This window comes from Granulicatella sp. zg-ZJ, assembly GCF_010892355.1.
Taxonomy (GTDB): Bacteria; Bacillota; Bacilli; order Lactobacillales; family Aerococcaceae; genus WM01.
Map to the genome: position 1 here is coordinate 72,309 of NZ_WNJY01000001.1, position 25,499 is coordinate 97,807.

The 25,499-nt window shown below is 34.2% G+C and carries 28 protein-coding genes; all 28 read right to left on the reverse strand.

The window, feature by feature from the left end:
• On the reverse strand, window positions 1-1,239 hold the full coding sequence (gene hemA, locus GMA11_RS00340; RefSeq protein ID WP_163545216.1) for a glutamyl-tRNA reductase: 1,239 nt from the start codon (window positions 1,237-1,239) through the stop codon (window positions 1-3).
• A 12-nt stretch (window positions 1,240-1,251) separates the two neighbouring features.
• Complete coding sequence (locus GMA11_RS00345) at window positions 1,252-1,683, reverse strand: bifunctional precorrin-2 dehydrogenase/sirohydrochlorin ferrochelatase (protein WP_163545217.1); 432 nt, start codon at window positions 1,681-1,683, stop codon at window positions 1,252-1,254.
• Window positions 1,658-2,272 carry a cob(I)yrinic acid a,c-diamide adenosyltransferase gene (locus GMA11_RS00350; RefSeq protein WP_163545218.1) on the reverse strand — a complete coding sequence of 205 codons (615 nt, stop codon included), beginning with the start codon at window positions 2,270-2,272 and terminating at the stop codon, window positions 1,658-1,660. The genes GMA11_RS00345 and GMA11_RS00350 overlap by 26 nt, the downstream gene beginning before the upstream one ends.
• Window position 2,273: 1 nt before the next feature.
• The gene (locus GMA11_RS00355; RefSeq protein ID WP_163545219.1) at window positions 2,274-3,770 is read right to left on the reverse strand and encodes a cobyric acid synthase; all 1,497 of its coding nucleotides are present in this window, start codon (window positions 3,768-3,770) and stop codon (window positions 2,274-2,276) included.
• Between the two features lie 40 nt (window positions 3,771-3,810).
• On the reverse strand, window positions 3,811-4,608 hold the full coding sequence (locus GMA11_RS00360; RefSeq protein ID WP_163545220.1) for an energy-coupling factor ABC transporter ATP-binding protein: 798 nt from the start codon (window positions 4,606-4,608) through the stop codon (window positions 3,811-3,813).
• A gap of 20 nt (window positions 4,609-4,628) precedes the next feature.
• Window positions 4,629-5,294: a cobalt ECF transporter T component CbiQ gene (cbiQ, locus tag GMA11_RS00365; RefSeq protein ID WP_163545221.1), complete on the reverse strand. Its 666-nt coding sequence runs from the start codon at window positions 5,292-5,294 to the stop codon at window positions 4,629-4,631.
• Window positions 5,281-5,562 (reverse strand): energy-coupling factor ABC transporter substrate-binding protein, encoded by a 282-nt coding sequence (locus GMA11_RS00370; RefSeq protein ID WP_163545222.1) that lies wholly within the window; start codon window positions 5,560-5,562, stop codon window positions 5,281-5,283. The genes cbiQ and GMA11_RS00370 overlap by 14 nt, the downstream gene beginning before the upstream one ends.
• Window positions 5,559-6,293: an energy-coupling factor ABC transporter permease gene (locus GMA11_RS00375; protein ID WP_163545223.1), complete on the reverse strand. Its 735-nt coding sequence runs from the start codon at window positions 6,291-6,293 to the stop codon at window positions 5,559-5,561. Before GMA11_RS00375 ends, GMA11_RS00370 begins: the two co-directional genes overlap by 4 nt.
• 174 nt (window positions 6,294-6,467) lie before the next feature.
• On the reverse strand, window positions 6,468-7,169 hold the full coding sequence (locus GMA11_RS00380; protein WP_163545224.1) for a cobalt-factor II C(20)-methyltransferase: 702 nt from the start codon (window positions 7,167-7,169) through the stop codon (window positions 6,468-6,470).
• Between the two features lie 11 nt (window positions 7,170-7,180).
• Window positions 7,181-7,948: a sirohydrochlorin cobaltochelatase gene (locus GMA11_RS00385; protein WP_163545225.1), complete on the reverse strand. Its 768-nt coding sequence runs from the start codon at window positions 7,946-7,948 to the stop codon at window positions 7,181-7,183.
• A gap of 12 nt (window positions 7,949-7,960) precedes the next feature.
• On the reverse strand, window positions 7,961-9,406 hold the full coding sequence (cobA, locus tag GMA11_RS00390) for a uroporphyrinogen-III C-methyltransferase (protein WP_163545226.1): 1,446 nt from the start codon (window positions 9,404-9,406) through the stop codon (window positions 7,961-7,963).
• Between the two features lie 16 nt (window positions 9,407-9,422).
• Entirely contained in the window at window positions 9,423-10,172 is a 750-nt protein-coding gene (gene cobK / locus GMA11_RS00395; RefSeq protein ID WP_163545227.1) for a precorrin-6A reductase, read from the reverse strand.
• The gene (cobJ, locus tag GMA11_RS00400; RefSeq protein ID WP_163545228.1) at window positions 10,169-10,894 is read right to left on the reverse strand and encodes a precorrin-3B C(17)-methyltransferase; all 726 of its coding nucleotides are present in this window, start codon (window positions 10,892-10,894) and stop codon (window positions 10,169-10,171) included. The genes cobK and cobJ overlap by 4 nt, the downstream gene beginning before the upstream one ends.
• A 28-nt stretch (window positions 10,895-10,922) precedes the next feature.
• Window positions 10,923-11,984 carry a cobalt-precorrin 5A hydrolase gene (locus GMA11_RS00405; protein ID WP_163545283.1) on the reverse strand — a complete coding sequence of 354 codons (1,062 nt, stop codon included), beginning with the start codon at window positions 11,982-11,984 and terminating at the stop codon, window positions 10,923-10,925.
• Window positions 11,974-12,747, reverse strand: a complete 774-nt coding sequence (locus GMA11_RS00410; RefSeq protein WP_163545229.1) for a cobalt-precorrin-4 methyltransferase — start codon at window positions 12,745-12,747, stop codon at window positions 11,974-11,976. The genes GMA11_RS00405 and GMA11_RS00410 overlap by 11 nt, the downstream gene beginning before the upstream one ends.
• A 23-nt stretch (window positions 12,748-12,770) precedes the next feature.
• Window positions 12,771-13,361, reverse strand: coding sequence for a decarboxylating cobalt-precorrin-6B (C(15))-methyltransferase (locus GMA11_RS00415; RefSeq protein ID WP_163545230.1), 591 nt, complete (start codon window positions 13,359-13,361; stop codon window positions 12,771-12,773).
• On the reverse strand, window positions 13,351-13,965 hold the full coding sequence (locus GMA11_RS00420; RefSeq protein ID WP_163545231.1) for a cobalt-precorrin-7 (C(5))-methyltransferase: 615 nt from the start codon (window positions 13,963-13,965) through the stop codon (window positions 13,351-13,353). The genes GMA11_RS00415 and GMA11_RS00420 overlap by 11 nt, the downstream gene beginning before the upstream one ends.
• On the reverse strand, window positions 13,956-15,080 hold the full coding sequence (gene cbiD / locus GMA11_RS00425; protein WP_163545232.1) for a cobalt-precorrin-5B (C(1))-methyltransferase CbiD: 1,125 nt from the start codon (window positions 15,078-15,080) through the stop codon (window positions 13,956-13,958). The genes GMA11_RS00420 and cbiD overlap by 10 nt, the downstream gene beginning before the upstream one ends.
• A 27-nt stretch (window positions 15,081-15,107) precedes the next feature.
• The gene (locus GMA11_RS00430) at window positions 15,108-15,791 is read right to left on the reverse strand and encodes a cobalt-precorrin-8 methylmutase (RefSeq protein WP_163545233.1); all 684 of its coding nucleotides are present in this window, start codon (window positions 15,789-15,791) and stop codon (window positions 15,108-15,110) included.
• An 18-nt stretch (window positions 15,792-15,809) separates the two neighbouring features.
• Complete coding sequence (gene cbiB, locus GMA11_RS00435) at window positions 15,810-16,757, reverse strand: adenosylcobinamide-phosphate synthase CbiB (protein ID WP_163545284.1); 948 nt, start codon at window positions 16,755-16,757, stop codon at window positions 15,810-15,812.
• The gene (locus tag GMA11_RS00440) at window positions 16,757-18,121 is read right to left on the reverse strand and encodes a cobyrinate a,c-diamide synthase (RefSeq protein ID WP_163545234.1); all 1,365 of its coding nucleotides are present in this window, start codon (window positions 18,119-18,121) and stop codon (window positions 16,757-16,759) included. The genes cbiB and GMA11_RS00440 overlap by 1 nt, the downstream gene beginning before the upstream one ends.
• A gap of 207 nt (window positions 18,122-18,328) precedes the next feature.
• Window positions 18,329-19,525: an acetate/propionate family kinase gene (locus tag GMA11_RS00445; RefSeq protein ID WP_163545235.1), complete on the reverse strand. Its 1,197-nt coding sequence runs from the start codon at window positions 19,523-19,525 to the stop codon at window positions 18,329-18,331.
• A 22-nt stretch (window positions 19,526-19,547) separates the two neighbouring features.
• On the reverse strand, window positions 19,548-20,372 hold the full coding sequence (locus tag GMA11_RS00450; protein ID WP_163545236.1) for a heme-binding protein: 825 nt from the start codon (window positions 20,370-20,372) through the stop codon (window positions 19,548-19,550).
• A gap of 18 nt (window positions 20,373-20,390) precedes the next feature.
• Window positions 20,391-20,771, reverse strand: a complete 381-nt coding sequence (locus tag GMA11_RS00455; protein WP_163545237.1) for a glycerol dehydratase reactivase beta/small subunit family protein — start codon at window positions 20,769-20,771, stop codon at window positions 20,391-20,393.
• 13 nt (window positions 20,772-20,784) lie between these two features.
• Window positions 20,785-22,620, reverse strand: coding sequence for a diol dehydratase reactivase subunit alpha (locus tag GMA11_RS00460; RefSeq protein WP_163545238.1), 1,836 nt, complete (start codon window positions 22,618-22,620; stop codon window positions 20,785-20,787).
• Between the two features lie 18 nt (window positions 22,621-22,638).
• Entirely contained in the window at window positions 22,639-23,106 is a 468-nt protein-coding gene (locus GMA11_RS00465; protein ID WP_163545239.1) for a diol dehydratase small subunit, read from the reverse strand.
• Between the two features lie 26 nt (window positions 23,107-23,132).
• A complete protein-coding gene (locus GMA11_RS00470) occupies window positions 23,133-23,804 on the reverse strand; it encodes a propanediol/glycerol family dehydratase medium subunit (protein WP_163545240.1) in 672 nt (223 codons plus the stop codon).
• Window positions 23,805-23,826: 22 nt separating this feature from the next.
• Entirely contained in the window at window positions 23,827-25,488 is a 1,662-nt protein-coding gene (locus GMA11_RS00475; protein ID WP_163545241.1) for a propanediol/glycerol family dehydratase large subunit, read from the reverse strand.
• Between the last annotated feature and the right edge of the window lie 11 nt (window positions 25,489-25,499).

Genomic DNA, 25,499 nt, shown 5'->3' on the forward strand with positions numbered 1-25,499 from the left:
TTACTCCTGTGTTAAATCTAATCCAAAAATCTTTGCAACAAGTGCAATGTCATACTCCGAATTTTCTCCAACAGACATTTCTTTTAATTGTAAAATCGGATTTTTTAATAGTTGATTGACAATACTCTTCATGTGTTTTTGAATAAGTTTGTGTTCTCTTTCTGATAAATGTGGTAATTTTCTTTCCAAACTGTCTAAAGCAGAGGCTTGTGCATTCAGAGCATTTTCTCTTAATTGCTTAATAAGAGGTACAATCCCTAAATTTTTACGCCATTCATCAAAAGCTACTAGTTCGTCATCAATCTTTAATACAATTTGATGTGCAATTTGTTCTCTTTGTGCTTGATAACTATCTAATTTTTGTGTCAGTGTATCAATATCATACAAATCTACCTTGGATGTTGGATGCACCGTTCTTGGTACCCCTAAATCAAAAACAATCGCTTGTTCTTTTAACATTGTTGGATGTACTAAATACGTTTGTGTACTAACAGCAGAAAAGACAATATCCGCTCTTGGTAACTCTTTTTCTAAGGCATCAATCGGACAAATACAAATATGCTCATGTCTATTATATTTTTCTGCTTTTTCAAGTGTACGATTAAAAAAGAGAATTTCTTTAAAAGAACGTTCTAATAAATAATTAGCTAATAATTGTCCAATCTCACCTAATCCAATTAACGCAACCGTTTTGTTTGATGTTTCTAAATTTAAGGCATCTAAGAGTTGTATGGCTGCAAAACTTACTGATGTTGGACGTTCATTGATTTTATATTGCTCATGCATACGTTTAGCAAATGAAACAGCTTGACGAAATGCATTATTTAATATAATTCCTGTTGTTCCAACTACATTGGCTTTTTCAAAAGCCTTTTTGAGTTGTCCTAAAATTTGAGTTTCACCTAGTATTCTAGACTCTAAACCAACAGATACTTTTAAAAGATGTCGCAATGCTTCATCGGCTTCTTTCATAACTAAATATTTTTCCAATTCTGCTACATCTACTTGGAACCAATCTGCTAAAAAATGTTTTGCATAATAACGTCCTGTATGTAATTGGTCAACGACAAGATATAATTCTGTACGATTACATGTGGATACAATGCAATCTTCTAAAATACTTTTTTCTTTGTATAATGTTTTTAATGCTTTCTCTAATGTGTCATCAGAGAAATGAATCGCCTCACGAATATGAATAGGCGTATTTTTATGTGTTAACCCAACATACAATAAATACATAATGCTTTCCTCTTATATTTCGTCTAATAGTTTTTCTAATTTTTGTCTGATTTCTTTTGCTCTCATAGGAGAAACACCATTGGTTGAAATATTGATAGAAAAATCTTTTTTCTCAACGATAGATACATTATAGAAGTCTGAAAAATGTTTATCCCCTGTATTATTCACTAATTGACACGTATCGGCATCTCTCATAATTTGTACATTAACTTCTTGATCATCTGTACACGCAAAAACTAATTTTGCACCGTTTAAATCCCCTGTTTCATAACGACGTTCAATCCATGTAATGCATTCCTTTGGAATACTTTCATGCAATGTAGGACTAACAATCGTGACATGTGCCCCTTCTTGTAATAATTTTTTTAATTTTCTAGCTGCGACATTGCCCCCTCCAATCATTACAACACGTTTATTTTTAATGTTCATCATGACTGGATACATCTTTGTCTTCCTCCTGTTTTTTACTACGGAAAATTTTAGCACTACGTATATAATTTTTATCAGCTACTCCTAATCTGTAATTTACTAAACGTGCAATTACAAAGAAATAATCTGATAAACGGTTGATATATTGTAATCCAATCTCGTTTACCGCTTCATCGGCTTCAATAACAGCAACAATACATCTTTCTAAACGTCTTGTCATCGTTCTTGCCATATGGAATAAACCTGCTAAAGAATGTCCTCCTGGAATAATGAAATGTTCCAATTTAGGAGGAATACCCATATAAGCATCAATTTTTTCTTCTAAAAAGGTAACATCTTCTATTTTTTGTTTATATGGTCGTAATTCACGAGGAGTGGCTAAATCACTTCCACAGTCGAATAAATGTTGTTGAATTTCTTCACATTCTTCTGTTAAGTCATTCAACACTTCGTATTGTTTCATTTCTGCTGTTAAATAACCTAAAAAGGAACATAATTCATCCATAGTTCCATATGCTTCAACACGAATATGTGTTTTAGACACACGGTCGCCTCCATATAATCTTGTAAAACCTTTATCTCCGTATTTTGTATAAATTCTCATGCTAATCTTCCTTATTTAAAATCTTATAAATTTGTTCCATATCTAAACTATTACGCAAAATAGTGGCAAGTTTATCATATTCTCTATCTTTAAATTCTTTTATCGTCACTGGTTTTTCTGTAATTGGCTCTAAACCTTTTTTTACACGAATACCATTCAAATAATCTCTTGTCCAATCTAAATTATCAAATACACCATGTAAATATGTTCCTTGCACTTGCCCATTATGCCCAATTGCGCCATCTAGTCGACTTGTTTCTTCACCATTTTGGACAGTGATTGTTGAAAATGGTGTGACACCATCTGCAATCGTCGTTTCACCCATGTGTATTTCGTATCCTTCTAATACATGTCCATCGTGGTCTGCTTTAACTTGTGTTGTACGTTTCACAGATTTAAAAGTGGTACATGCGTCTAATAATCCTAATCCTTCAATTTCTTCAATAGAGGATTCAACATGTAGAGGATCTGTCATTTTTTTACCTAGTAATTGATAACCACCACAAATGCCAAAAATATGCACATCTTTTTCTAAACAATGTAAAATTTCTTTTTCTAAACCGGATTCTCTTAAATAATGCATATCTTCAATCGTATTTTTACTACCCGGTAAAATCAATAAATCAGGCAAACCAATGGCATCTCCTGGCATCACATAACGTACAGATACGTCTGGTTGAATTTCTAAGCTATGGAAATCTGTAAAATTAGACATACGTTTTAATCCAACAATCGCAACATCTAAATCTTTTTTCGTATCAAAACGTCTACTTTTTTGCACCAATGCAACACTATCTTCACTATCAATATCTAGATGTGCATATGGTACAACACCTAATACTTTTACATTTGTTAAAGATTCAATCATATCAATACCTGATTGAAGTAAGGCAACATCTCCTCTAAATTTATTGATAATGACACCTTTGACACGTTTTCTATCTTCTTCTGGCATAAGTTGAATGGTTCCATAAATAGAGGCAAACACACCGCCTTTATCAATATCCGCAACTAAGATAACAGGAGCATCTACTAATTTTGCCATACCCATATTCACAATATCTCTGTCATTCAAATTGATTTCAGCCGGACTACCTGCACCTTCTAAAACAATGACATCATTTTCATCACTTAATTGTTCATAAACTTCTTTGATTTTTGGTAATAGTTGTTGCTTAAATTCATGATATTCCACAGCGTCCATATCTGTTAATACTTCACCCATAAAGACAATTTGGGATTTTCTATCAGATGTTGGTTTCAATAAAACAGGATTCATACGTACATCTGGGTCAACACCTGCCGCTTCAGATTGAAACACTTGTGCTCTTCCCATTTCAGCACCTTTTTTTGTAATAAATGAATTCAATGCCATATTTTGAGATTTAAACGGAACAACAGATAAACCATCTTGTTTAAAAATACGACATAATCCAGCAACAATAATACTTTTTCCTGCATCAGATGCTGTCCCTTGAACCATAATTGATTTTGCCATGATGTTCTCCTTTATTTTCAATACATATTCTTTTATTTTACTATTTTTGTGCAAAATGTTCAAAGAACAATGCTTCATTTTTTGCAAGTGGCGTTCCAATAGTTTGATGTAATTTCACAATCCATGGAACAGACAAACCTGCTTCTTTTAATAACGTTGCTTCTTGAAATACTTGATATTTTTCTCCTTGAGTAAGAACCGAGCCTTTTTTAATCACATAGGCATAATCACAGCAATCATACATTAAATCCATATCGTGACTGGATAAAATAATACTTGTTCCTGCTTGAACTAATCGCTGCATTGTTTCATTCATTTTGTCACGTCCTTTTGGATCTAATCCAGCTGTTGGTTCATCCAATAGTAAAAATCTTGGTTGTAAAGCAAGCATCCCTGCAATCGCAACCCGTTTTTTTTGTCCATAACTTAAATATTGAACTGGTTTATCTTGTAAATGCGTAATATCCATTATATCAAGCACTTTAGAAACACGTTCATCAATGACCTGTTTGTCATATCCTAAATTTTTTAATGCCATTGCTATATCTTCTTTAACAATCGTATAAAAAATTTGTTGTTCAGGGTTTTGGAAAACCATATTCACTTTTTGACGATAATCGTACAATGCCTTTTTATTTATTGTAATGGGTTGATTATCAAAAATGATTTCTCCTGATTCGGCTTTGAGTAGTCCCATAATCAATTTCATAATCGTTGATTTACCACTTCCATTCATGCCTAAAATACCTGTTATTTTACCTTCTTGGAATGCCATAGACACATGGTGAATGGTTGGAACTTTATCATAAGCAAATGTAACATCATTTAGTTGCAACATGATTGTCAATCCTTTCTGTATTACTCCTGTTCAAATTTCAACGCCAATACATCATTTAATACATCATTATCATGTAATAACTTTATAAACAAAGTATTACATAGTATCCCCCATGCACGATAATTATTTTTAAAGCCTTTAAACGAAAATTTCAGATCTAGCGTATCTCTCATTGTGATAAATTCATATAAAACTAAAAAAATAAAGCGATACATTAAGACAATAATGTCCAATAAAAATGTGGGCACTTTACATTTTTTCATCAACTGAATGAGTTGAGAAAAGGGAACGGTCAACACGAAAAAATAAGTTGACACACAGGAACTATACACACGTAATAAAATCTCCAAAGCTAAACGAATACTTTTTTCAGTCATACCAATGTATCCATGAAACGCAGGGATAGAGAAAACAAAAGTATGCATATTTTTTCCGTACGTTAAAACAAATGTCAATAAACTAATAAAAATAAAAGGAATAATAACAAGTTGCCATTTGGCATAAACTGTCCACTTCACACGGGCAATATAGACTGTTATAGGAGCAATTACTCCTATAACAGCTAATTGAACCCACGCTATACCAGAAAAACTGAGTAGTAATAATCCAATATAGATGCACAATTTCTTTTCTGGCGACACATGTTTTAAACGATTTTCATGTGCGTATTTATCAAGCGTTAGCATTTTTAGATTTTCCTCTATTGTAACCAATCACATAGAAGATAATCCCTGCACCAATACTTCCTTGTAATGTAAATAATAAGCTTTCAACTTCACCAGCTGGCTCATATAAAGATTCAAACCATGGCTCATAGTCTGGTTGAACTTCTTTAATGGCTGTTTCTGCTGCATCATCGGTACCACCATATTCAGCATCTTTAGGTGCAAACACAAAAGCACCTAACATTACGCAAACGGCAGCTAAAAGTAAAAGAATGTTTTGTTTTTTCATTTGAATACCCCCGCTTTTTCAACATCGGCTGATGTAATTAAGTTGTATAGGACAACTGTTAATAAACCTTCAACAATCGCAATTGGAATTTGTGTTGTCAAAAAGACTGCCATAAATTTCACAATAGCACCAACAACACCTGTTTCTGCATCAGGGAAAACTAATCCTAATTGAACAGATGTAACAAAATATGTTGCGATGTCTGCAACAAACGCACATAAAAATAAAGATATACGTGTTGATACATTCATTTTTAACGCTAATTTATAGACAGCATAACCAACAAAAGGTCCTACAATCGCCATTGAAAATGCATTTGCACCTAATGTCGTTAACCCACCATGAGCAAGCAATAGCGCTTGGAATAATAAACAAATCGTTCCTAAAACACTAATAACACTAGGTCCAAACATCGCTGTTCCTAATCCAACACCAGTTGGATGTGACGTTGAGCCTGTAACAGAGGGAATTTTTAAGGCTGATAAAATAAAAATAAATGCTCCAGATAATGCCAACATTGTTTTATTTTTCGGATTTTCTGCTACAATTTTTTTCATTTGAACTAAACCTAAAATGAAAAATGGAATAAATACAATAAACCAAATACCTGCCCATAAAGGTGGTAAATAGCCTTCCATAATATGCATTGCATGAGCTGATTGTGATGAAATCAACATAAATAAAACAATCAAGGCGGAAAACATCACAATGTTTTTTACTGATTTTTTCATACTTCTTCTCCTTTGTTTGTCACAGAACATTTCTAAAAAAACGGTTACACTCCTTTCTTGAAAAAATTGAAACATCCCACAACTTTTTTTATGTTTAACACATAATGTGTTAAATAATAAACACATGGAACAAAAGAATAGATAAATGACCTATCTATTCTTTTGTATATATCATTAAAGTGGATTTTTCTTTACAATCATTGTTGTAAAGTAACTTAGTTTTTCATCCACAGAAAGATTTCTAACACCTTTTAACTCTGTTTGTTTATCCATTGTTGCGTTGCTTACTAAAAATGTATTATCCAATAACTCATATTTTTCCAATAATGGTAAAACTACGGATAAATGATTTGCCACTTTCATCAAAACAATCGTTTCATGATGACGTAATGCGGCTTCTATTTTGTCATGTCCTGCTGTTGCTGGAACAACGGCAAAAGATTCTTCATCCATTGTTAATGGTTGCCCTAAGAATGACGCAATACTTGAAAAAGACGTAATTCCAGGTATCGTTTGTGTATCAATATCATCTTTGACAATATCCAATAAATAACTGTATGTGCTGTATACCATTGGATCACCCAATGTAATGAAACCTACATTTTTACCGGCTTTCACATCTTCCACAATTTCTTGGGCAATTTGTTCCCACTGCCCTTGTTTTTCTTCTTTTGCTCGAACCATTGGAAAATGTCTTTGTTTAATTTCTAAATCACTTTTAATATATGGTTCAGCTATTGTTAATGCTAAACTTTTTGCACCTTTTTTTGCTTCAGGTGTGTATAAAATATCTAAATCATGAATTAAGCGACTTGCTTTTATTGTCACTAATTCACTATCTCCTGGTCCAACACCAATTCCGTAAAATTTCGCCATATTTTCTCCTATTATGCAATCACATCTAATAAATGTTGAATATATAATTGTTGTATTTCTTTATATTCACCTAAACCAATCAAGTGGGCTGTGACTGTATATCCTTTTTTACTAAAATATGTATACCATGAATCTTCTTCATCAGAAGCCATATCATTTGTTGCATGATCCCCAGCAACTAACATAAATGGTGCTAAATGAACGTGTTTTACATTTGTTTGTCTTAATCGTTCTTCAATCAATTCAACATCAGGATAACTTTCGACAGCTCCTACATAAACAGGTTCATTCATTAACATGTGATCGATGGCAGCATAAGATGTGAAAGCATAGTGTTGACTTCCGTGTCCCATTAACACCGTTGCCGTTTCTTCTCCAAATTGACCATATTTATCTAATAAAATACGTTTGATAGCTTCATAATCTTCAATACTGCTTAATAAAGGTTTGGCAATTTTTAATACATCAAATTTATCTTCAAATTGAATCGCTTGTACCAATACTTTTTCATATTCATCACCTAAAATCATATGCAATGGTTGTACATAAACTTCCGTAACACCTTCTTGATACATTCTTTCCAATGCTTGTGCCACTGTATCAATGTGCAAATCTTCTTGTTTTAAAATACGTCTAATAACAATATTTGATGTGAATGCACGATATACTTTATATTCAGAAAATTGATGTTGAATGGCATTTTCACAAGCTTCAATTGTTTTTTTTCTTGTTTCTGGGAATGTTGTCCCAAAACTCACAACTAAAATGGCTTTAGTCATGTCTATCCCTCCCTAATTTAAAATACGTTCACATGTTTTGACAATAGATAAAATAGTCGGTTCATCTGTTTCAACAATTGTTGTAAATCCTACTTTCTCAACCACTTTTCTTGTCATTTCTCCCATAACAATCACTGGTTTTTCTTTTAAAGAAACATCAACTTGTTCACTTACAGCAACCAATGTTTGTGCTGCAACTGAATTTGGTAAACAAATAACATCAAGGTCTTGCCAATTATCAGATAGAACGGCATGATCAAATGTCACATCATGTGTTTCTAAAGCTATAATGTCTTTGAATACTTCAGTCATTGCTTCATGTTTTTCTTTATCAACAAGTGCAATAAATTGTTCTTGTTTATTGTTTAGAGCATCCACTAGCATTGCATCATCAAACTGATTAACAGATAAGTCCACTAAAACACCTGTTTCTTTGACAGCTTTTAATGTATGATGTCCTAATGTATAAATATGTTTGTCTTGTAATGAACGAATATCCTTACCTTGCGATACTAATTCAGCCAAGAAATATTTCCAACTATGTGCGTCTGTGACAAATAAACCATTAACTTTGTCTAAATCAGGTAATGTAAAGTGTTGTTTTAAGAACGTATTTCTTGCTGGGAACGTATAAACACTAGCACCTGCATCTTTTAATAATTTTGGCAATTTACCTGTTTCAGATTGTTGAATTAACACACGTTTACCAAATAAAGCGAGTGCTTCATGGAAATTCAAATCATCTTTAAACGCAACAACTTGACCAATCACAATAACACTTGGTGCTTTAAATTGATGCTCTGATACAAGGGATACAATTGTTTCCAGCGTTCCTTTAATAGAACGTTGTTGTGGGTGTGTCCCCCATTCAACAATACCAACAGGCGTTTCTTTATCAAATCCTCTTGTCACAAGTTCTGTTACAATATTGTTTAAATTTTTCATTCCCATTAAAAAGACGAGTGTTCCTTTTAATTGAGAAATAGCATCCCAGTTCAATGCTTCATTTTCATCTTGTAAATGACCTGTAATTATGTGGAAACTTGTTGCTATATCACGATAAGTAATTGGAATACCTGCGTATGTTAATCCTGCAATAGCAGATGTCACACCTGGTACAACTTCAAAAGGAATACCTGCCTCTTTTAAAGCAATGCCTTCTTCTCCACCTCTACCAAAAACATAAGGATCGCCACTCTTTAAACGGACAACATGTTTTCCTTCTTTTGCTTTTTCGATTAAAATTGCTTCAATATCACGTTGTTTCACACAAGGCATGTTTGGTGCTTTACCAACATCAATTTTTTCACTTGTAGGTTTTACGTGTTGTAGAAGTGCTTGATTGACTAATCTATCATACACAACAACATCTGCTTCTTTTAATCGTCTAAGTCCTTTGACAGTTACTAATTCTTCATCTCCAGGACCTGCTCCTAGTAATGTTACTAATCCAGACATTTTATTCTCCTTTTGATTATTGTTTTACCAAATAATCACGTAATTCATCAATTGTTGATACCATCGCTGGATATTCAACTTTTGGACGTGAAATAACCACACAATCAATACCCAATTCTAAACATGCATCAATCTTGTCACGCACCCCACCAACATCGCCACTTTCTTTTGTGACAAAAACATTGGCATTCGCACGTTTTAATAATTCTTTATTACATTCTTTTGTAAATGGTGCTTTGATAGCATCAATTTGATCGGCTACCATACCGATTTTTTCGCAAGCAAGTAATACCTCTGATGTTGGTAACACACGAGCAATAATGCGTTTATCTGGTAAACCATCAACGAATAAAGGCAATGTTTTACTTCCCGTGCCTAAATAAACGACATGTCCTAAATCTTTGATAACCTCAATCGCCTCTTGTGTTGAATAAACAACAATCGCACCACTTAAATCTGATGTTGCAACACGTTCAAAACGCATATATTTTACACCAGCCATTTCTGCAGCACGCATTGCTTCCCTTGATACAATATCGGCAAATGGATGTGTCGAATCAATGATTTCATCGACATTATTTTCTTTAATAAAAGACACCATATCCTCAGCAGTCAATCTTCCTTGGATAACGGGTTGTCCATATTTAGAAGCTAAATGCTTACCATAGTCGGTTACCACTGATGTGGTAACCGAAATATTTAATTCATTTAATAATCCTAAGATAGCAGTACTATCTGATGTTCCACCAAATAATAACTTCATCATAATGTGTATCCTCTTGGTGTCACCATACGACCATTTTTAATGTATGTTTCTTTATTTCCAATGATAACAATAGTTGTCATATCTACTAATGACTCATCTAAGTCTTTAATTGTTGTTAAAACATACTCTTCTTTTTTACGACCAATATCTTTACCAATACCAACAATAGTATCTTCAGATTTATATTGAGAAATAATAGATAATGCTTTTGATAAATGATCTGGTCTACCTTTACTTCTTGGGTTGTACAAGCAAATAACAAAATCTCCTTGTGCAGCTGCATGTAGACGTTTTTCAATAATAGGCATTGGTGTCATCAAGTCACTTAAACTAATATGACAGAAGTCATTCATCAATGGAGCACCCATTACCGCAGCAGCACCTAAACTTGCTGTAATACCAGGAACAACTTTTACTTCTAAATCAGAATCTTCACCAATTAATTCTAAGATCAATCCAGCCATACCGTATACACCGGCATCTCCACTTGATACAACACCAACATTTTTACCTGTTTCAATCGCTAAATCAATCGCTTTTTGGCAACGATCGATTTCTTGACGCATACCTGTTGCAACATGCTCTTTATCTTTTACTAAATCACGGATTAAACGCATATATGTTGAATAACCAACAATAATTTCACAATCCTCAATAGCTTGTAATGCCTCACGTGACATCAATTCTTCTTTACCTGGTCCTAAGCCAATAACGTATAACATATTTTTCTCCTTCATATGTGCATCTTTTTTATCTTTGTACTGGATATTTTGCTAAAGCATACGTACATCCGTCTTTTGCAAAGCGATCGGTTAATACTTGACCACCACTTGCAACATCAGCGCTTGCTAAAGCAACACTTCCAACACCCACTGTTTTTTTCACAAATTCAGATTGTGGGTATTTGTCTGCTACGACTAATAATTGTTCTTTTGTAAATGTTTCAAAAGGACATGACAATGTTTTAGCAAGTTCTAAAATGGCATGCTCTTCTTTTTTTACATCAATGCTCACAATTTTAGCAATCTCATTTGGATGAATGCCTTCTTGCTGACAGAATAGATGAAATCCTTGTGCAAAAACATCTGCAGCTACATCTTTTCTAGCACCAACACCTAAAATATATGGTTTAGGATAAATAACGGCTACATCATCTCTAAAAACATCCATCTGTTCTGTTGTCATCACAATAATAGGATCGCTTCCTTGTAACACATTTTCTAAATCATCTTTTCCAATGACTGTTAGACCACGAAAATCACTAACCCATGGTTTTTCCTGATAGAAATAAACGGTTTTTTTACTACCTAAATAACTATTAAACGGTTTAATGAATGGACGTAATTCACTACGCCAACCATTAACAGATTGAGCTAAAGTATCTAATGCTGCCACATTTTGAACATCAGTTGCTGTTGTAATCACCGGATTACCACCTAATAATTCAGCAATTTGTGTAGCAATCGTATTTGCTCCTCCTAAATGACCACTTAATAAGCTGATAACATTTGTTGCTTTTTCATCCATGACAATAACAGCTGGATCGGCTGCTTTATCAGCAACTACTGGTGCAATAGAACGCACGACAATACCTGTCGCCATAATACAAATTAATACATCAACTTCTGTAAAAAGTGTTGCGATAGCTTTAACAGGACTTCCTTGTAGAGCAACCGTTCTTTCATCAGAAATTTTAGGCATTGTATAGACCGTACTTTTTTTATCTAATTTTTCTTGTAATGTGAGTGCGGTTTTTTTCCCAACCTCTGTTAAAGCAACAATAGCATAGGTTGATTGATGATTATTTTGCATGGCTACTTTTCCCGTGACGGAATTCATGTTCAAATTCCTCATGATATAGTTTTGAATAATAGAATTCTTCTCCTAGGAAATCACCAACTAAAATCAAAGCTGTTTTTGTAATACCTGCTTCTTTTACTTTGTCTGCTATTGTTTCTAATGTACCAAATACTTTTCTTTCCTCAGGCCATGTTGCTTTGTAAATAACAGCTGCCGGTGTCGTTACTGGATACCCACCTTCTACTAATTCTTCAACAACTTTTTCAACACCATGAATAGATAAGAAAATCGCCATAGATGTTCTATGCTGTGCAAAACTTCTTAATGATTCACGATCTGGTACTGGTGTTCTACCTGCCATACGTGTAATGATGACACTTTGTGATACTTCTGGTACTGTATATTCAGTTCCAATACTTGAGGCTGCTCCTAAGAATGAACTAACACCTGGTGTGCAGTCAAATTCAATACCACGTTTTTTCATTTCCTCTGTTTGTTCACGAATAGAACCATAAATAGAAAAATCTCCTGTTTGTAAGCGCACAACATCTTTTCCTGCTTTAACACCTGCTTCCATGACATCAATGATTTCCATTAAATGCATGCTCGCACTATCATAAATTTCTGCGCCTTCTTTACAGTATTCTAATAATGCTGGATTAACTAATGAACCGGCATAAATAACAATATCCGCTTGTGATAATTGTTTATATCCTTTTAATGTGATTAAATCCACATCTCCTGGTCCTGCACCAACAAAATGTACTTTTGACATAATTTTTCTCCTCTTTAATCCGTTTATGCTTGTGCACTCTCTTGTGCTTCTTGATTTTCTAATGCCTTTTCACATGATACGATAATCGTTGGATTTTGTGGTTTAAAATAATGACCTTTGCCTAAACCTGTCCAACGACCTGCTTGAATGCTTGTTACTTCCAATTCTTGCCAGTCCATTTCTTCAGCGATTTCTGCTGCTTCAATGGCATTTTCTAATAAGATAAAGTTTAAGACTAAACGTCCACCCGGCACGAGTAATTCATGACACCAGTCAAAAATTTCACGCATATTGCCACCTGTACCACCTACAAAAATAGCATCAAACTGCCCTTCTAATGAGATAGGGGCAAGCCCTTCATGTAAGGTAACATTTTTACAGTTGAATTTTTCAATATTTTCTAATGTTAATGCTACGGCATCTGGATTTCTTTCAATGGCAACAACATCTAACTCTGGATATGTATGTGCTGCTTGAATAGTCACGCTTCCTGTACCTGAACCAACATCTAGCATTCTTTTTGCACGGTGTAATTGTAATTTATCTATGCTAATAGCTCGAATTTCTTCTTTTGTCATAGGTACTTTTGTACGAATAAATTCATTATCTCTCATCCATGATCACCACCACATTCATTTTATATTCTCTATCTTCAACATCTTGTGCAAGACATGATGTTATTTTTTCATCGTCATAACTTAAATTTTCACCTATAATCACACGTTTGTTTAAACCACGTTGTACAGCTTCTTGAGCAATTTGATACGGACCAACATGATCATCTGTAACCATAAACACTTTTGATAAACTCATAATCAAATCAAAATTAGGGATTTTGGCATGACTACTTGTCAAATAGGCATCATTCATTGGAATAAATGCTTTACTTGCCAAATATTGCATAGCACTAACACCAGGCATAATTTCTACTTGACCTTTAAATTTCTCGGATAACCATTTTCCTAATCCATAAATTAAAGGATCTCCTGAAGCTAAATACACAAGTGTTTTATCTTCATCATAACTACGTAATAATTCTTCTAATGCCAATAATTTTTTAGGAGGTACAACACCTTTGTGTGCATATTCTTCAGGTAAAATTTCTAAATGACGATCACTTCCAATAATGTAATCAGCCTTTTTAAATAAATTTTCATGTCCTAATAATCCATAACGTGTATCTCCAGGACCTATACCAATGACATAAATCATACCCATTCCTCCTTAATATCTTCTAATGGTTTTGTTGATGCTAAATAGCCTGTATCAGAAGAAAAAATCACAACATCCACTTCGACTTTTGGTTCTTTATATTTTAATAAACGTTCACTGCGTCCTTTAATTTTATCGGCAATCACTTGATACACATGCGTATATCCATATCTTTCTATAGCTTCGCCTGCTGATTCTGTTGTTAAACATTTATCAACTTCTTGTAATAACTCGATTGGTGCACCTAATAATGCTAAATTAGCAATCAATGTTTCCATACGTGCATCAGCATCTTTACTATGCGTTGAGAAAATACCTGCTGCAACTTTTACAAGTTTGCCCATATGCCCAATCATCAATACTTTTGTAAAGCCAATACGTTGTACTTCTTTTAGAACATGCCCAATAAAATTACTCATATTCACAATACGTTCTTTATTAATACCAATTGTACCTGTCGCAAAATCTTCACCATAATTTCCCGGTGCTAGAACAACACTTGTTGCGCCTGTTTTATACAGCATTGTTAATTCCACTGTAATAGCTGCTTTCCAACTATCTTCTGACATTGGATTAACAATTCCTGTTGTTCCTAAAATAGAAATACCGCCAACAATACCTAATCTTGGATTGTACGTTAATAAAGCACGTTTTTCACCTTCTGGTGCCCAAATAACAATTTTTGCACCACAGTTTTCACCAATAATCTCTCTTGCTGCTTCTTCTATGACACGTCTTGGTGTTGGATTGATAGCAGCTTCTCCAACGCTGATTGCCAAACCTTTTTTAGTCACTCGACCAACACCTTCACCACCATCAATGATAATCTCTTTTTGGTCTGGTAATAAAGTAACAGTTGAGTAAATCAACATACCATGTGTTGCGTCTGCATCATCACCACCGTCTTTTTCAACGGCTGCTGTTGCTGTGTTTTCTCCAAATGATTGATCATGTAAAGACACGGTTACTTTTACACCAGAAGCTGTATGAACCGTTACTTTATCTTCAATTTCTTGATTGTATATCATATAAAGGGCAGCAACCGTTGCAGCTGTTGCACACGTTCCTGTTGTATACCCTTTTTTTAATTTCTTACCATTAACGTAAGCATACTCTTCCACTTTGATAAAGCCTTCTTTCTAAAACTACTAGTCTTTCTTGTCTGGTGTATAGTAGCGTTGATAGTCTTCTGTTTTATATTGTAATTGATATAAAATCGCATTGATAATAGCTGCCGCAACATTGCTTCCACCTTTTCTACCTAAAGCTGAAATAGCTGGAATATCACTGTCGTGTAATGCTTGTTTCGATTCAGCAGCACCAACAAATCCTACTGGTACACCAACAACAGCATCAGCAACAAGTTTACCTTCATTAACCATATCAATCACTTTATAAACAGCCGTTGGTGCATTTCCTAATACAAAGACTTTTGGCCCTTCAACTGTAGCAGCATATTCAATAGCTGCCATTGAACGTGTAATACCATGTTCTTTTGCATATTTCGCAACATTTTCATCGTTGACTAAGCAGCTGTATTTCACGCCTAATTCATCTAAAATACGTTTGTTAATACCGCTTAATGCCATATTTGTATCTGTGAAAATCGTTCCTTTTTCTTCTAAAGCACGAATAATATTTTGAACGCCATCATTTGAAAATTTTAAATTATATAAATAATCAAAGTCAGCAGATGTATGGATAGCACGTTTTATAATACTTTCTTCCATACCATCTTTAAATGTATATCCTGCATGTTCTTCGTCAATAATAGATTGAATAATTTGGAAGCTTTTTGCTTCGATTGAACTTGGGTCTTTAATATAACTCATTTTGTTAATCTCCTAATGTTAAAAAATATAGATTGATAATGCCGTTACTGTAAATAACATTAAAGCAAGTGCATTACTGATAAATAATAATTGTATGGTTGATAAAATATCTTGATTGTCGACTTCTCTTTGTTTTTCTCCAATCATTGGTTTTTCAATGACTTGTCCATGATATACATGTGTTCCGCCTAATTGGATGCCTAAAGCACCTGCAACAACAGATTCTGGAAAAGCACTATTTGGGCTGGCATGTTGGTAACGATCTCTAATGCCAATCATTATTGCTTGCTTCACATTTAATTGACACACAACACTGGCAAGCATAAGCAAAAGCCATGTCAAACGTGCCGGTATTAAATTGACAATATCATCTATTTTGGCAGATACAAATCCCATTTGTTTGTATTTTTCTGTTTTGTATCCCACCATAGAATCTAATGTGTTAATGGCTTTATAAATCATTGCCAATACCGGTCCGCCAATAAATAGGCAAAGAAGTGGTCCTATAACACCGTCACTCGTATTTTCTGCCACTGTTTCAATGGTAGCATTTCGAATTTCTTCTTTCGTTAATTCAGTTGTATCTCTTCCAACAATCATACCAACTTGATATCGTGCTTCTTCAATCGTTCCATAAACCAATGTTCGATAAACTTTCATTGCTTCAAAAGCAAGACTTTTAGCAGCTAGTGTCGTATAAGCCAAATATGTCCACACTATCCAATAAACAATACTATGTAATTGCTGTACACTCCATAGAACACCATAACTTATACCTCCGGTTAACGATACGGTTGTTATCCATAAAAGTGCCCCAAATAAATAGCCATTTAATTTCCATTTTTCTTGTTGTTTTAAACAAAAATAAATGTAGTTACCAATCCATTTAATTGGATGTGGCCAATGATATGGATCTCCAATTAACCAGTCCAATATGACTGCAATAAAAATTGATATAATGGCAATCATTTGTTCGTTGCCTCTTTCACATCATCTAACCAATTAAACAATAATTCTTCATTTTGGTAGAAATGAACATGTAGATAACTTGCAAATGTACGACGTACTTTGTAGCCACCATCCCAACGAGAAACAACTTCTCCATCACGTGTTTTTTCCATATCTAAAACAGTTGGTTCATTTGTTTCAAATGTTGAATGATGAAATTCGTGTCCACGTACTTGTGTACCCGCTTTTCCAAATAAGCTATCTACTTTCGTTGTTGCTTGGCAATAGCCGAATTTTTTAAGTCTTGGTGTCATGACGCTTTTTCCGTCAAATACACCAACCATATCAAATATTTGACCGTCTGTTTCTAAATATTTACCTAAATACATCAACCCACCGCATTCAGCATAGATAGGGGCACCATTTATAGAGGCTTGATAAACAGACTGTCTAAAGGATTGATTTTCTGCCAATTCTTTTGCATAAATTTCAGGAAATCCTCCACCAAAATAATACACATCTGCTTTAGGAAGGCTTTTATCTTTTAATGGGCTGAATGGAATAAGTTCCACACCTAAATCTTTTAACAGATCAAGATTATCTTCATAGTAAAAATGAAAAGCATCGTCTAAAGCATAAGCCATTTTTAAACCAGTATAATCTTTTGTTTTAAAAGGGCTTACTTGTTCTACTCTAGGTAAATCAGCAATTTCTAACAATCTATCTAATTGGATATATTGTTCTGCTAATTCACCTAATGTATCAAATGTTTTATCTAAATTTTCCATTTCAACATCTGGAATTAATCCAAGATGTCTTGATGGTAATTCAACATTGATGTTTTTAGGGAAATACCCTAAGACTTCAACATTTGTATAACGCTCAATAGCACCTTTGATCAGTTCGTAGTGATTTTGAGAGGCCACACGATTGATAATGACACCTGCGATATTGACATCTTTATCAAAAGAAGCAAAACCGTGTACAATGGCTGCTGCAGACGTTGAAGTCGCTTTTCCGTCTACAATTAAAATAACGGGCACACCCATTTTTTTAGCAATTTCAGCCGATGAAGCACAATCTTTATCAGTGCCTAAACCGTCATAAAATCCCATAACCCCTTCAATGACAGCAACATCTGCTTGTTGATGCCATTTAGAATAAGACCATTTCAAGCGATCTTCATCTGGAATCATGAAACTATCCAAATTGCGTGAAGGTCGTTTGGCAATACGTGTATGATAGGCTGTATCAATATAATCTGGTCCGACTTTATAAGGTTGAACGACTAAGTTTCTATTTGCTAAAGCTTTTAGAATACCTAGTGTAATGGTCGTTTTTCCAACACCACTTGATACACCTGCTAACATAAATTGTTTCATGCAATCAGTCCTTATGTTTTTTTGTTCACAACGCAAAAATACTCTTTTTAAAAAATAAAAAGAGCCACAAAAAACATTTTCTATCTGTTTCTTGTAGCTCCATTGCTAACATAAAAAATCGAGTACACATCGTCGTGTCGAATAAATTCTACTACAAAATGTTCAAACTGTCAAAAGAATGTAAGCATTTTAGTTTAATAAATTAGATTATTTATCCACATTGCATAATAATGCATAAGTATCTTTCACAATCATTAGTTCTTCATTTGTTGGTACTATCGCAATTTTTACTTTTGATTTTGCAGCGTGAATAAATAATTTATTTTTTTCATTCGCCACTTTATCTACAAAAATAGAAAAGCAAGCTAATTTTTGAATGATTTTTTCACGAATATAGGCTGCATTTTCTCCAATACCAGCTGTAAAAGAAATCACATCTACTCCACCTAAGTCAACAATATAGCTAGCAATCGTTTGTGCAATACGATTCGTAAACATCTCAATAGCTAAACAAGCTTGTTCATCTCCTTGTTCGACCAATGCTAAAATATCACGTATATCGTTTGACACAGTAGAAATACCTAATAAACCTGATTGTTGATTAAGCATCTGTAACATATCTTGTGGTGTCATATTGGTTTTTTCTTGTAAAAACGGTAGAATACTAACATCAATATCACCACTTCTACTACCCATCATTACACCAGCTAGTGGTGTAAATCCCATGGACGTATTCACAGATTTACCATCTTTTATAGCACATAAACTACATCCATTACCTAAATGGCAATTTATCACTTTTAAAGGCACTGTTTTATACGCCTTTTGTTGTTTTAATACTTGATAAATATATTGATGACTGGTTCCATGAAACCCATATTTACGAATGCTAAAATCTTTATAGTACTCATATGGAATAGGATATAAAAAATGTTCCTTTTCCAATGTTTGATGAAATGCTGTATCAAAAACAGCTACTTGAAGTGAATTAGGCAACAACTCACGACAAATACGAATACCCTTGGCATTTACTGGGTTATGACTAGGTGCTAAAGCACCTAAAGCTTCTATTTCTTCTAACGCTCGATCATCAACAATAGCTGAGGCTTTGAAAAACTCTCCACCATGTGCAACTCGATGTCCAATTCCACTTATTTCAGATAAATTGTTAACAATACCCAATTTTATCATCAACTGTAACAAACAACTAATCGCATCTTGATGTGTATTAAAAGTATGTTCTTCTTTAAATACTTGATTGTCATACGTCAAAGTCAAACTAGAATGTTCTTGTCCGATTTTTTCAAACAAACATTTCATAATAAGTTTTTCTTCTGGCATCTCAAATAACTGGCATTTTAACGAAGAACTCCCAGCATTTATGGCACATATTTTTTTCGTCATATTCTCTCCTCCAACGTTATGATTACTCTGTATACAAATAAGTTAACACTTTCTCCGCAATATATTGGTCTTGCTCCAATGAACCACCGCTAATTCCTAATCCACCAATTAGCAGACCATTTGAATAAATAGGTTCTCCCCCCGCTAAACTAACAAGCGTATTATCAGACATCGTTTCTAATTGATATAAAGGTTCTCCTATTTTTGTTAACTGTGCTAACTGTCTTGTTGGCATTTTCATCGCAACGGCTGAATATGCTTTTTTATAAGCCATTTCTTGACTGACTAAAAGAGCATTTTCCATACAATATGTTAAAATCACATGCCCATGTGCATCCACTAAACTAAAAACAATCAATACACCTAGTTCATGCGCAACCTCAATACTCTTACGTAATAGCCCAGTCGCTTTTTCATGCAAATCAATACTTTGTCTTGTTTGTGTATGACAAACTTCTTGCAATACTTTTTCATAAATATGCTCTTGATAATCTATTTTTTCAGACAACACCGCAACTTCATAAACTTTTTGTATATAATCACACAAATCATTCGATATATCGTCTTTATAGTCATGTACTAAGATTTCCACAAGTTCTTTTATCATCAAGAGCGTTTCACCTGATACAGTTATCTCTTGCCAGCAATTTACCGATAACTCTGAATGAATCTTATGCAAATAAGCAGCATCACTGGCAGAAACAACATTATCAATCGTGACATTTTGCAAAGTAGATGCAATTTTTTTCAAACTTATTTTTCCAAACGACGTATGCACTTCATCGCATAATTGATTAAAACAAATCACCAATAGCTTCAAAAGTTGCTTACTTTTTAAGTTATTCATATTGTCATCTCCTTTACGTTAGAATGATTTTTCAAAAACACTTGATACAATAAAAGGTTCACCTTTTACTAATTTTGCTGCATTACTTCCTAAAATTCTCAACTCTCGAGGCGTTGTTTCTTGTTTTCGATTTAACCGATACAAAAATCGCTCTGTTGGTAAATGCTTATAATGCAGAACAAATTCTGTTGCTGTTCCACCAATACCGACTAATAAATCAGATTCTAAAGCAGCTTGATAGCTCAATGTCACAGCATTATGATTCGATGATTTATAAGCAACGGAAAAAGGAATGCCCTCTTCTTCAATGCCATAACAAATCTCTTGAATATCTTTTTCATCAATTTTATCATCAAGCCAAATATTGATTGTGGGTTTTTTCTGTGCATAAATACTCATCAATATCACCCTCTCATTTTTTCATCAATTCTTTGGCATACGCTAGAACAAGACCTGTTGCTACAGCATTTCTTGGACCACAGATACCTCTAACATTACCTCGTCCAGCAACAATAGCATAATGTGATAAAGCATCTGTTACAAATTGAGGAATTTCAAAATCAAGGGCTGAACCCCCTACAATAACAACAAATGGAATATCTCGAATACTGCTTGTTGGACTTACTGTTTTTAACGCACGAATAGTATTTGTTACAAAAACTCTTTGTTTAGCACTTTGTCTAACTAGCTTAATTTTCTCAATAGATACATCATCTTGCATCAATGGTACAAACTCTTTATTATCTTTTACAATAATCACACGTGCAAATAAATCTGCTGATAACGGATGTTCAAAAAATTCAACGGTACCGTCCTCATGACGTATATGGAATAAACTTTCCACTTTTGCTAATGGATATTTTTTAATATCTTCAGCTAAATGCTTATTATTCAAACCTAGTTCTGAATTAATAAGCATTGTTACCATATCACCTGCACCGGCTAGGTGCACCGATACCATTTCTTCTTTTTCATTGATAATAGACGCATCAGTTGACCCTGCTCCTAAATCTAAGATAGCTAATGGTTTATTTGTTCCTGGTGTCGTTAATGCCCCTAAAATCGCAGATTCTGCTTCTAATCCACCAATATCTACTGGGATTTTTAACGTATCGGATACTTCACGTGCAATCAAAGACATCTGTAACTTGTCAGACTCAACCATTGAAGCAATACCGACAGCTTGCTCCATTGAAAATTCTCCTGCTAAACCGCCTTTAACATCAATTGGTACAACTGTATCAACTGCTAAAATATCTTTAATATAAATATCTTGAGAATTTTTCCCAGTCAATTCAGACATTGTTTGTCGAACTTTTTCTAACATACCACCAACATTTGTCCCAGATTCTCCAGTGACGTTTTTAATCGTACCTACTTCGACAATATGTTCCATGATACATTGTGCACCTTTAGATACATTCACTTGAGAATTGCGATGTTCTCCAATAATCTGAATATTTCCCGCTGGAATAACTCTTGATTGAACATCTCCTTCAGGTGTTTTAATAACAACTGCTGAACGATTCCCAATCAATGCTCTTGCGATCGGTACAATATGTTTTGTTTCTTCTGAGTTCAACTGAAAAACCGTTGCAATCCCATAAGGGTTTGATAACTCAGAAATAACTTTTCCTTTTTCAACAACTTCTAGTGCAGCAAGCATACCAACAGGCACTTTATCAATAAACGCAATTTCATCAACAATTGGTATTTTTTTATGCAAACGATTATTCACTAAAACACCATCATCTGCTTGTAAAACAGCCCCAACAATCGAATACCCACGTTTCACGTATGCATTGATTAGTTCAGACACCATATCAAAGTCAATTTCTTTTTGTGCAATAACAATATAATCTTTATCCATTGGTTTGGAAATCAAATCGACAATGTTCACTGTTTCACCGACACCTAGCCCAATTCCTCCAGGAGTTCTTGGATTATGTCCAATCATACTTGATTCAGTGATAATCGTTTCCGTAATGGTTTCCATTGCCACATCACCAATAACTGGAGTAGCTTCATTGATACGAATTAAATCAATATCTTCTAAAGTATATGGTGTATCTTTTAATACTTTTTCAATGGATTGATAAATACCATGAACATTGTCAACTGTTCCTTTGATACCTGTTGTATCAGAAATTCCGTAAGAAACAAACCGTACGACTCCTGTGTCATCAACAGTCGCTAAAGCTGATTCCGTTGATGAATTACCAATATCAATACCGATAACTGTTTTCATACGTTTTCTCCTAACTGACTAATTATCGCCTTTTAATTTTTTACGACGTTCATAATGTAAAGCTGCCTCTTTTACAAAACCTGCACAAATAGGTGCATCATATTTTGTTTCTAATTCAGTAGCAATCGCCAATAATTCTTCTTTTGATGAACGATATGGACGAAGTGCATTATACATTTCCAATACACGTTCATCTGGAACTCTTACTAATTCAGCGGCTCTTAAAAAATTATTTTTAATCGTTGGACGTCCGCCAGCCTTAGCAATATCCCCTTGTTTTTTCAAAATATCAGAAGAAATTCTTAACTCTTTTGCTGTAATTGTATCATTTAAAACATTTTCCAATGTAATATCTGCATACGTTTTATCTTTTCCAATTTTTATCCAATCTGGATGTTTTTGTGCAATAGGATAATCCTCTACTCCAACTTCTTCACTCTGAACATTGTCCAATAATTTTTTTAATAATGTATCAATTTCTGACATGTTTCTTTGCTCCTTTTCTTTTTTTATTAAAGTAGCTCACATTCTTCTGCTGCTTTCCCTTTAACGACACATTTTGTATCTTTAATATGTAGCAATGCAGAATATGCTTGATATTTTGGTCGTGCCATTTGATCATTTAATGTAGGCACAGGATTAGGTGTTTCACCTTTTGCATATTTCGCAGCATTTTTACCAATTAAACGATATGTTTCAGCTGTTAATAATGGCGCTTGTGGGAATAACTCCAAATTGCTTAAAGGTGGTAAATCACGCTGATGAATAACCGTTGTTCCTTTAGATTGTATACCAATAGAAATACCAGAACCTGATAAGTGATCTCCTTCAACAGCCACAAAAGCAACGTCTGATGAACGATAAACACGTACAATTCTTGCTTTTAATCCTTCCTCTTCAATACCAGCAATAACTTGTCTTAATACTTCTTTATGAGGAATATCTACCATTGTTTTTGTTTGTGCACGTCCAAAAGAAGGACTTACAGCAATCACAACTTCATCAACCGAATGACTTGGTTGTGCTGTTCCAATGGTTCTTAACACTGTATCTTCATAACGTACTTGTGCCGGTTTTTCTGGTGTTTTTACAACATCTTGTTTTTGATTAGCCTGTTCTTTTAATACATCTTGTAAAATATCACGAATAACAGATTTTAATAAGGCTTCATTTACCTCTACCATATCTTTTTCCTCCTATTTTTCCTTAAATATCACGTGGATCAATGGCATTTGGAATATTTTTAACTTTTTCCCACTCTTCTCCAACTAAACGATGTCCTGTTCCAACACCAACATAATCATTTGGACAGTTAATTGCAGAAATAACTTGCCATTTACTATCAAAAATAGCAGATGTTTGTAAAAAGTCACCGGCTGTTTTTTGTCTAAATAAGTTCAAAATTTCTTCAGCAATATCGCTAAAGCCATTTTTTGCCAATGCTTTAATTAAATCAATACCTGTTAAACCGCGTTCTAATAAATTAACAGCGGCTTTAATATCCTCAACTTTATCACGTGCAGGCATATCTAAGGAACCATGTGCATAAGTTGCTGCTTCCACTTCTTCATCTGTAATTTTTGGTAAGCCTAACCCTTTAAATAGTGCTTGCATCACTCTAGCTGCTTTATGTCTTACTTTAACAACATCTTCTTCTTTAACTGGTCTTAATCCACCGTCTACTTTTAAGTCACGTTGTAAAATATTATAATCATCGAAGTCTTCTGCATCCCAGTTAGAACCAGCAAACATATTGTCATAGTTTGGTACAGAAGAATATCCAGAGTTAATAAAATCTGTTCCTGGTGCAAATTGCATCAATGTACGAATAGAACGTCTTAAATCTGAATGTGTAAATGTTTGGTCATTAGAAGATGCACATTCTAAATCAAGCATTGTAGCAATTAGGTTTTCTGCTAATACCGCACGAATACCAGACGGTACTGCTGCTGGTACCCCAATACAAGATACAGAACCATTTTGAATACCTTGTACTCCAGCACCTTTTGTAATATATAAGCAACGTGCTTCTAAGTACAACATTGATTTTCCTTCTGCTTGTCCCATTTGCACTTCTGAACCTGTACCAGATGTAAATCTCATTTTCAATCCACGAGAAGCGTAAGCTGATGCTAAAAAGGCTTTAGACCAAGGTGTATCATCTCCGTCAGTAAAGACATCTTCTGTTCCATATACAGAAATTGTTTCTGCATAAGCTGTAAATCCACGCATTCCTAAATCTAATTCTGTTGCTTCTTCAAGGGCACATTGTGTTAGTACACCAGGACGACCAACTTGTGAACCAATCATAATCCCAATAGCATTAAATGGTGCATAACGTGCAACGGCAACAGTTGTTTCTTGTTCTGCAAATCCACGATAAGCAGCTTCAGCAGCATCTGCTGCAATTTGAACAGGATTATCATTCACATTTGTTACGTGAGATTGTGTAGCCGTTGGTTTTCTTGTACGCATTTTTTGCATTGCCATCATCATTTCAACAACGTTCATATGACTAACCACTTCAACAATTTTGGCAGGTGTCATTGCTGTTGTTAATGGTACAATCTCTTCTCTTGGAACACTTGGTGTTAATATTTTATTGGCAATATCTCTAGAATCCATACGCATAACTTCTTCGGCTCTTGTCAAATCAATACCGTATGTCGCAATGAACTGGTCAATCAAGTCAAAATCTGCTTGTTTTTTGCCGTCTAATTCGACAACAACACCATTTTCAATTTTTATGCTTGGAATAGGATCATTTGGACTTTCCATTGCAATAAGTCCTTCTTCTATCCACTCAGTCACAAAACCATCTTTATTGATAGGTCTATTTCTTAATGCTTCAAATCTTTTTGATTTCATGATTTTTCTCC

What these genes read in the sequence shown, in the direction of transcription:
- hemA (WP_163545216.1), bottom strand. Translation starts at nt 1,239, where the DNA reads ATGTATTTATTGTATGTTGGGTTAACACATAAAAATACGCCTATTCAT.
- GMA11_RS00345 (WP_163545217.1), bottom strand. Translation starts at nt 1,683, where the DNA reads ATGTATCCAGTCATGATGAACATTAAAAATAAACGTGTTGTAATGATT.
- GMA11_RS00350 (WP_163545218.1), bottom strand. Translation starts at nt 2,272, where the DNA reads ATGAGAATTTATACAAAATACGGAGATAAAGGTTTTACAAGATTATAT.
- GMA11_RS00355 (WP_163545219.1), bottom strand. Translation starts at nt 3,770, where the DNA reads ATGGCAAAATCAATTATGGTTCAAGGGACAGCATCTGATGCAGGAAAA.
- GMA11_RS00360 (WP_163545220.1), bottom strand. Translation starts at nt 4,608, where the DNA reads ATGTTGCAACTAAATGATGTTACATTTGCTTATGATAAAGTTCCAACC.
- cbiQ (WP_163545221.1), bottom strand. Translation starts at nt 5,294, where the DNA reads ATGCTAACGCTTGATAAATACGCACATGAAAATCGTTTAAAACATGTG.
- GMA11_RS00370 (WP_163545222.1), bottom strand. Translation starts at nt 5,562, where the DNA reads ATGAAAAAACAAAACATTCTTTTACTTTTAGCTGCCGTTTGCGTAATG.
- GMA11_RS00375 (WP_163545223.1), bottom strand. Translation starts at nt 6,293, where the DNA reads ATGAAAAAATCAGTAAAAAACATTGTGATGTTTTCCGCCTTGATTGTT.
- GMA11_RS00380 (WP_163545224.1), bottom strand. Translation starts at nt 7,169, where the DNA reads ATGGCGAAATTTTACGGAATTGGTGTTGGACCAGGAGATAGTGAATTA.
- GMA11_RS00385 (WP_163545225.1), bottom strand. Translation starts at nt 7,948, where the DNA reads ATGACTAAAGCCATTTTAGTTGTGAGTTTTGGGACAACATTCCCAGAA.
- cobA (WP_163545226.1), bottom strand. Translation starts at nt 9,406, where the DNA reads ATGTCTGGATTAGTAACATTACTAGGAGCAGGTCCTGGAGATGAAGAA.
- cobK (WP_163545227.1), bottom strand. Translation starts at nt 10,172, where the DNA reads ATGATGAAGTTATTATTTGGTGGAACATCAGATAGTACTGCTATCTTA.
- cobJ (WP_163545228.1), bottom strand. Translation starts at nt 10,894, where the DNA reads ATGTTATACGTTATTGGCTTAGGACCAGGTAAAGAAGAATTGATGTCA.
- GMA11_RS00405 (WP_163545283.1), bottom strand. Translation starts at nt 11,984, where the DNA reads ATGCAAAATAATCATCAATCAACCTATGCTATTGTTGCTTTAACAGAG.
- GMA11_RS00410 (WP_163545229.1), bottom strand. Translation starts at nt 12,747, where the DNA reads ATGTCAAAAGTACATTTTGTTGGTGCAGGACCAGGAGATGTGGATTTA.
- GMA11_RS00415 (WP_163545230.1), bottom strand. Translation starts at nt 13,361, where the DNA reads ATGAGAGATAATGAATTTATTCGTACAAAAGTACCTATGACAAAAGAA.
- GMA11_RS00420 (WP_163545231.1), bottom strand. Translation starts at nt 13,965, where the DNA reads ATGGGTATGATTTATGTCATTGGTATAGGTCCTGGAGATACACGTTAT.
- GMA11_RS00430 (WP_163545233.1), bottom strand. Translation starts at nt 15,791, where the DNA reads ATGAGTTATATTAAAGACCCAAGTTCAATCGAAGCAAAAAGCTTCCAA.
- GMA11_RS00440 (WP_163545234.1), bottom strand. Translation starts at nt 18,121, where the DNA reads ATGAAACAATTTATGTTAGCAGGTGTATCAAGTGGTGTTGGAAAAACG.
- GMA11_RS00445 (WP_163545235.1), bottom strand. Translation starts at nt 19,525, where the DNA reads ATGACGAAAAAAATATGTGCCATAAATGCTGGGAGTTCTTCGTTAAAA.
- GMA11_RS00450 (WP_163545236.1), bottom strand. Translation starts at nt 20,372, where the DNA reads ATGAATAACTTAAAAAGTAAGCAACTTTTGAAGCTATTGGTGATTTGT.
- GMA11_RS00455 (WP_163545237.1), bottom strand. Translation starts at nt 20,771, where the DNA reads ATGAGTATTTATGCACAGAAAAAACCCACAATCAATATTTGGCTTGAT.
- GMA11_RS00460 (WP_163545238.1), bottom strand. Translation starts at nt 22,620, where the DNA reads ATGAAAACAGTTATCGGTATTGATATTGGTAATTCATCAACGGAATCA.
- GMA11_RS00465 (WP_163545239.1), bottom strand. Translation starts at nt 23,106, where the DNA reads ATGTCAGAAATTGATACATTATTAAAAAAATTATTGGACAATGTTCAG.
- GMA11_RS00470 (WP_163545240.1), bottom strand. Translation starts at nt 23,804, where the DNA reads ATGGTAGAGGTAAATGAAGCCTTATTAAAATCTGTTATTCGTGATATT.
- GMA11_RS00475 (WP_163545241.1), bottom strand. Translation starts at nt 25,488, where the DNA reads ATGAAATCAAAAAGATTTGAAGCATTAAGAAATAGACCTATCAATAAA.